This window comes from Listeria rocourtiae FSL F6-920 (assembly GCF_000525975.1).
Lineage (GTDB): Bacteria > Bacillota > Bacilli > Lactobacillales > Listeriaceae > Listeria_A > Listeria_A rocourtiae.
Window position 1 is genome coordinate 1 of sequence record NZ_AODK01000023.1, and the last position, 6,368, is coordinate 6,368.

A 6,368-nucleotide genomic window follows, 5' to 3' on the forward strand; every position below is an offset into this window, starting at 1 on the left:
TAGAGCCTCAATATGCATGAGAACGAAGTGAGCATGTAATCCATGTACTGTATCACGTGAAGCGCCTCCGGATCCAGCTTCAACGGCCAACTCCTCGAAAACTTCACGCCCTCCATAAAAAGCAAGAGCGGCTTTTTCTTGCGGCCGCTCCAGTTTTTGTCGGAGCTGAACGGGCCGTTTCAGCTTTTCATGTGATCCAGCTTTGTTGTGGTTCTAAAAAAGCGTAGTGTGCTTTTTTAGAACCTCAATATGCAGTTGAATGCAATGAAACTGCCTTCTTCTTAGCCAACTCCTCGAAAACTTCACGCCCTCCATAAAAAGCAAGAACGGCTTTTTACTGCGGCCGCTCCAGTTTTTGTCGGAGCTGAGCGGGCCGTTTCAGCTTTTCATTATTGGACCATCTATTTATCATCCAATTGGCTGTTTTTTTAAATTTGGTTTTAGCTTACCATATAGATGTACAAGTTTCCAAGGCAAAAGTTTTACATATATAAAGGAGGAATCGATCGAATGGAAAAGCAAACTGGTAGTGAGTTAGTAAAAAGGGGTATGGCACAAATGCAAAAAGGTGGCGTTATCATGGATGTCATTAACGCAGAGCAGGCAAAAATCGCGGAGGATGCTGGTGCCGTGGCAGTTATGGCATTAGAACGGGTGCCTTCGGATATTCGTGCTGCGGGTGGTGTTGCTCGTATGGCTGATCCACGCATTATCGAGGAAGTTATGAGTGCAGTTTCGATTCCAGTCATGGCAAAAGCTCGTATCGGTCATATTTCTGAAGCTCGTGTGCTTGAAGCGATGGGCGTTGATTATATCGATGAAAGTGAAGTATTAACCCCTGCTGATGATGAATTTCACCTTCTAAAAAGCGATTTTACCGTGCCATTTGTATGTGGCTGTCGTGATCTTGGTGAAGCGCTCCGCCGTATCGGTGAAGGTGCTTCAATGCTTCGCACAAAGGGAGAACCAGGAACTGGAAATATAGTAGAGGCCGTTCGCCACATGCGAAAAGTTAACAGCCAAATTCGCAAAGTCAGTGTGATGAGCGATGACGAACTGATGACGGAAGCTAAAATTTTAGGTGCTCCGTATGAACTTCTAAAAGAAATTAAAACGCTTGGCAAATTACCGGTCGTAAATTTCGCAGCTGGAGGCGTCGCTACACCTGCGGATGCAGCCTTGATGATGGAACTTGGCGCGGACGGTGTCTTCGTTGGATCAGGTATTTTCAAATCGGATAATCCAGCTAAATTTGCAAACGCAATCGTACAGGCGACGACTTATTATACAGACTACGAGTTGATAGGCAAACTATCCAAAGAACTTGGTACGGCGATGAAGGGAATCGAGATTTCTCGTTTAAACCCAGAAGATCGTATGCAAGATAGAGGCTGGTAATATGAAAAAAATTGGTGTTTTGGCTTTACAAGGAGCGGTTTCTGAACATCTCAACGCAATTTCTTTAGCCGGAGCCCTTGCTGTTCCTGTAAAGCATCCTAATCAATTGCGCGATCTTGACGGCCTTATCTTACCTGGTGGCGAAAGTACGACAATGCGCCGTCTTATGAAAAAATACGATTTATTTGAGACAATCCAAGTTTTTGCTAAATCAGGGAAAGGTATTTTTGGAACATGCGCAGGACTTGTTTTAACGGCACGAAAAATAGATGGGAACGACGATGAAACGCTTGACTTAATCGATACTGTTGTAGTTCGAAATGGATTTGGTCGCCAAAAAGATAGTTTTGAAGCGGCGATTGAGATAGAAGGAATCGAGAGTGGACCGTTCCCAGCAGTTTTCATCCGAGCACCTTACATCGCTTCTGTCGGTGAAAACGTCGAGATTCTAGCATCGATTGATAATAAATATGTTGCAGCGAGACAAGGAAAAATTCTAGTTACCGCGTTTCATCCAGAATTAACTGGTGATAATCGCTTACTAGAACTTTTCATCGCCTCTTTATAAACGAAAAAACGGATTGCCATTACCGCATTCCGTTTTTTCATGCAAAATTATTCTGCCACAGCTTGAGCCGCAGTAATGAGTGTTAAATTATAAACATCCTTCGTATTACAACCGCGAGAAAGGTCGTTCACTGGTGCATTCAAACCTTGTAAAATCGGTCCAACTGCTTCAAAATTACCTAAACGTTGCGCAATTTTGTAACCAATATTTCCTGCTTCTAAGCTAGGGAAAATAAATACATTTGCGTCACCTTTTAACACAGAATCCGGTGCTTTGCTCGCTGCTACAGAAGGAACAAACGCTGCGTCAAATTGGAACTCACCATCCAATACTAAATCTGGTGCTTTTTCTTTCGCAATTGCTGTTGCCTCTGCTACTTTTACGGTTTCATCTGACTTAGCAGAGCCCTTTGTTGAAAAGCTCAGCATCGCTACACGTGGGTTGATTCCGAATACAGAAGCCGTTTCTGCGCTGACAATCGCGTTCTCCGCCAAGTCTTGCGCAACCGGTGCAATATTAATCGCTACATCGCTGAAAACATATTTTTCATCACCACGAACCATAATCATCGCACCCGCCACTTTTGAAATGCCAGGTTTTGTTTTAATAATTTGTAACGCTGGACGAACGGTATCTGCTGTAGAATGCGCTGCGCCACTCACAAGCCCGTCCGCTTTTCCAGTGTAAACCAACATCGTACCAAAATAGTTCGGATCGACGAGAATTTTGCGCGCCTCCTCTTCTGTCGCCTTACCTTTACGACGTTCCACAAATGCCGTAACCAACTCATCAAAAAGCGGATCTGTTGCTGGTTCGTGAATCGCAATACCATCAAGTGACACGTTCAATTCTTTCGCAGTCGCCGCAATCGCCGCTTTATCTCCTAGCAAAATAGGTGTTACAATACCATCTTTCAAAAGCTCCGTCGCCGCGCCAACAATACGCGCATCTTCCCCTTCTGGTAATACAATGCGTAAACCTTTTCCTGCTACTTGCGCTTTTAACGTTGTAAATAAATCACTCATAATTTCCTTTTCCTCCAATTAAAATAATAATATGATACTTCCATTCTACTACGAAAACGAGCACTTTGATAGTAATTCCAATCGGATATAACAGTTTCATTCTAACGTTTTTTGTATTAATACAGCATTAACTAAACACTAGGAATACTTCTTTTAACTGTAATGGTCTAATCAAGATTCCGACCAACACAGTTCATTCACTTTTCGCGATTAAGCTTGCCAATTCCTTCTCTGTCAACGGACGATATTCTCCTAGCGCTAGCCCTGCATCTAATTCCAGTGTCCCCATGCGCAACCGTTTCAAATATGTCACTTGTTTGTCCACCGCTTCAAACATCCGCTTCACTTGATGGAATTTTCCCTCTTGAATTGTAATTTCCACTGTCGAAATACCATTTTCAGTTGCTAAAATAACTAGTTCTGCAGGCTTGCACGTATAATTATCAGAAATCGTAACACCTTCTTTAAAAATCGCAATATCAGCTTCTGTCACAACCCCATCAATTTTTGCAAAATACGTCTTATCGACATGTTTTTTCGGAGACAATAGATTGTGCGCCAAAACACCATTATTCGAAATCAGCAACAAGCCCTCTGTATCTTTATCCAATCGCCCAACCGGAAATAATTTTTTTTAATTGATCGCGTTCATCTAATAAGTCAATCACCGTCTCATCCCAATTGTCCTCGGTCGCACTAACGACTCCTTGGGGTTTATTCATCATTAAGTATGTAAATTCTTCATATACGACCAATTCGCCATGTACTTCCACCTTGTCTTGTGTTGCATTCACTTGGTATTTTGCCTCTTTTTGACGCGTATCATTGACGGTTACCGCGCCCGCCTTTAGCAAACTTTTCACTTCCGTTCGACTTCCAAAACCACTATTTGCGAGCAATTTATCCAATCTCATTCTCTTAAACCTCCACACGTCTCTTTCTTCTATCCATTCTAACGGTTATTTCGAGTCTTGACAATTGGACACTATTCTCGTCATACTCATTCTTTCTGTCACGCTGCTAAACAATAATAAAGAAGGGAACCTAGCAAAATCAAGGGAAAGATTATGTATATGGTCGGTATTTTTTGCGTAAAATTGCTTGCTCCTGCTTTCGCCTCTCTAAATCCGCTTTAAAAAACAGACTCATTTGCCCTTTCTCGACGCGTTCTAGCTTACCTCGCTTAACAAGAGATGATAGTGCTTGTTTGGAAATTCCTAAAAATGTGGCGGCTTCTTCGGCTGTTAAAAAGTACTTTTCTAATAGCTGGATAGCTTTCGTTTTATCCATCACACGCTCACCTGCTTTCTATCGCTATTCTACTGGATTATGGGCTCTTTTTTCAACTGTTAGCCTTAACACTTTCATCTAATTCTAAAAAAGGCTATACTTAGTCTGTTAGTAATATCGAAATGGAGGTATTTCTTATGAATCCAATCATAGATCACCTGCGAAATCATCGTTCTTTTCGCAAATATCAACCTGATAAAACGATTCCAAAAGCGCAATTAGATAGTATTGTTCGTGCCGCTCAAAGCGCTCCATCGTGGATTAATGGACAACAATATTCGATAATCGCAATCCAAAACCCTGAACGTAAAGTAAAGATGGCCGATCTTTGTGGCAATCAACCTTACATAGCAGAAAGTTCCGCTTTTCTAGTTTTTGTAGCTGATTTTTATCGTACCCACTTAGCGAGCAAACAACATCAGGGCTCTCTTTCGGCCATTCAAAATGTAGATGCTTTACTCGTTGGCGCAACAGATGTAGGGCTTGCTTGCGAAAATGCAATTATTGCTGCGGAATCTTTTGACTTAGGTGTTGTATGCATTGGTGGCATTCGTCGCAACATGGCAGACGTCATCGAATTTTTGAAGTTGCCAAAGCACGTTTTTCCTGTTGTCGGACTTTGTATTGGCTATCCTGATGTGGAAATGCCGATTAAACCGCGTTTTCCGAAAGAAGCTGTCTACTTCCAAGAAACGTACCAAACCGATGTAGCAGATTTGATGGCAGCTTACGATGAAACAATTATTCCTTTTTCAGCACGTGAAGGTAGTGTTTCGTGGACAGCCCGGGTTTCAAAATTTTACGATAAAGATTACTATCCTTCGATTGCTGAGACGTTGAAGCAACAAGGTTTTTTGATGAAAGATGTATAAAAATTGGGAGGCAAACACAATGACAAAAGCTTTATTTTTAGATTCGGTTTTTCAAGACCGCATATGGGGCGGTACAAAATTACGTGACTTCTTTGGCTATGATATTCCAACAGAGACTACCGGTGAATATTGGGCGATTTCGGCGCATCCAAACGGCCCTTCAACAATCAAAAATGGCGAATTTTCTGGGAAAACGTTGATTGAATTATGGTCGGAACAGCCTGCTTTATTCGGTAATCCAAAAGAGGCCGTATTTCCGTTGTTGACTAAAATTTTGGATGCGAACACGGACTTATCGGTGCAAGTTCATCCGAATGATACCTATGCCAAAGAACATGAAAACGGTGAACTTGGCAAAACCGAATGCTGGTATATAATCGATTGTGAGCCAGATGCAGAACTTGTGTACGGTCATAATGCGACATCGAAACAACAATTAATTGACTGGACCCGCGATGGGAAATGGCATGAGTTGCTTCGTAAAGTGGCCATTAAACCAGGCGATTTTTTCTATGTGCCAAGTGGTACGATTCATGCGCTTTGTACAGGGACGCTCGTTCTAGAAACACAACAAAGCTCGGATACCACTTATCGTGTGTATGATTATGATCGTGTCGATGCACAAGGCAATAAGCGAGAACTTCACTTGGAAAAGTCGATTGATGTGACGACTGTTCCGCATCATGACGCCGTTTTAAATATCACAACAAAAACAACTGGCGCACTGACTAAAACTGCTTTTGTTGAAAGTGAATTTTTTGCCGTTTACAAATGGGACATTGACGGAAAAGCTGATTTCACCGCGACCGCGCCCTACACGTTGGTCAGTATCTTGTCTGGTGAAGCCACGCTAATCATCGACGGCGAAGCGACATCTATCAAAAAAGCAGACCATTTTATTTTACCGGCAACATGCAAAAACTGGACGATCGATGGTCATGTTAGCTGCATCGTTTCAACACCTGCAAAATAAGCTTTAACCAGCCTCCATATCTTTTTATGGAGGTTTTTTTCACAAACAGAGCACCAGACAAATTTCCCATTTCTATGTTACAATTCAATTAATACATAGGAAGGAAGTGCTTGAATAATGAACGAAGCTGTTAAAACATTAGATGGTTGGTTTTCTCTGCATGATTTCAGAACGATTGACTGGCCTGCGTTAAGAGAAGTCTCTCCCATTGACCGCGATGCTATGCTCAATGAATTACAAAA

The 6,368-nt window shown here is 42.1% G+C and carries 6 protein-coding genes and 2 pseudogenes; 5 read left to right on the forward strand and 3 right to left on the reverse strand.

Translation table 11 applies throughout. The features are described 5' to 3' along the window. Nucleotides 1-510: 510 nt before the first annotated feature. Together pdxS and pdxT are read left to right on the forward strand one after the other, a co-directional pair. Nucleotides 511-1,398, forward strand: coding sequence for a pyridoxal 5'-phosphate synthase lyase subunit PdxS (pdxS, locus tag PROCOU_RS08675; RefSeq protein WP_036071506.1), 888 nt, complete (start codon nucleotides 511-513; stop codon nucleotides 1,396-1,398). Between the two features lies 1 nt (nucleotide 1,399). Continuing rightward, nucleotides 1,400-1,966: a pyridoxal 5'-phosphate synthase glutaminase subunit PdxT gene (gene pdxT, locus PROCOU_RS08680; RefSeq protein WP_036071508.1), complete on the forward strand. Its 567-nt coding sequence runs from the start codon at nucleotides 1,400-1,402 to the stop codon at nucleotides 1,964-1,966. A gap of 47 nt (nucleotides 1,967-2,013) precedes the next feature. Here the strand turns inward: pdxT and pta are convergent, their stop codons facing one another. From pta to PROCOU_RS08695, 3 genes and pseudogenes are all read right to left on the reverse strand, one after another. Continuing rightward, nucleotides 2,014-2,991 carry a phosphate acetyltransferase gene (pta, locus tag PROCOU_RS08685; RefSeq protein ID WP_036071510.1) on the reverse strand — a complete coding sequence of 326 codons (978 nt, stop codon included), beginning with the start codon at nucleotides 2,989-2,991 and terminating at the stop codon, nucleotides 2,014-2,016. Nucleotides 2,992-3,184: 193 nt separating this feature from the next. After that, nucleotides 3,185-3,905: pseudogene (locus PROCOU_RS08690) on the reverse strand (pseudouridine synthase). Nucleotides 3,906-4,056: 151 nt separating this feature from the next. After that, nucleotides 4,057-4,281, reverse strand: a complete 225-nt coding sequence (locus PROCOU_RS08695; RefSeq protein ID WP_036071513.1) for a helix-turn-helix domain-containing protein — start codon at nucleotides 4,279-4,281, stop codon at nucleotides 4,057-4,059. Nucleotides 4,282-4,418: 137 nt separating this feature from the next. Here PROCOU_RS08695 and PROCOU_RS08700 point away from each other — a divergent pair, with 137 nt between their 5' ends. The 3 genes and pseudogenes from PROCOU_RS08700 to PROCOU_RS18460 all read left to right on the forward strand — a co-directional run. Further along, nucleotides 4,419-5,153, forward strand: coding sequence for an NADPH-dependent oxidoreductase (locus PROCOU_RS08700; RefSeq protein WP_036071515.1), 735 nt, complete (start codon nucleotides 4,419-4,421; stop codon nucleotides 5,151-5,153). A gap of 19 nt (nucleotides 5,154-5,172) precedes the next feature. Further along, complete coding sequence (gene manA / locus PROCOU_RS08705; RefSeq protein ID WP_036071517.1) at nucleotides 5,173-6,126, forward strand: mannose-6-phosphate isomerase, class I; 954 nt, start codon at nucleotides 5,173-5,175, stop codon at nucleotides 6,124-6,126. A gap of 117 nt (nucleotides 6,127-6,243) precedes the next feature. Further along, nucleotides 6,244-6,368, forward strand: a pseudogene (locus PROCOU_RS18460) (hydrogen peroxide-dependent heme synthase); the annotation flags it as partial.